General features: G+C 53.7%; 1 rRNA gene. It reads right to left on the bottom strand.

Going from position 1 to position 356, the window contains the following annotated elements:
- Positions 1 to 356: ribosomal RNA gene (locus tag PQG66_RS25295) — 23S ribosomal RNA — on the bottom strand; the annotation flags it as partial.

Below are 356 nucleotides of genomic sequence, written 5' to 3'. Positions count from 1 at the left end.
CTACCCCCACCTCATCCCCGCATTTTTCAACATGCGTGGGTTCGGTCCTCCAGTGCGTGTTACCGCACCTTCAACCTGGACAGGGGTAGATCACCCGGTTTCGGGTCTACGTCCACGTACTGATTCGCCCTATTCAGACTCGCTTTCGCTGCGGCTCCGGCTTTTCACCTTAACCTTGCACGGGAACGTAACTCGCCGGTTCATTCTACAAAAGGCACGCCATCACCCCTAAAACGGGCTCTGACTTTTTGTAAGCACACGGTTTCAGGTTCTATTTCACTCCCCTTCCGGGGTGCTTTTCACCTTTCCCTCACGGTACTGCTTCACTATCGGTCGCTAGGAAGTATTTAGCCTTG

Source organism: Paenibacillus sp. JJ-100 (assembly GCF_948329825.1).
In the GTDB taxonomy this organism is placed as follows: domain Bacteria; phylum Bacillota; class Bacilli; order Paenibacillales; family Paenibacillaceae; genus Paenibacillus.
Note: the sequence above shows the minus strand (reverse complement) of the source record. Positions and strands in the feature narration are given on the sequence as shown.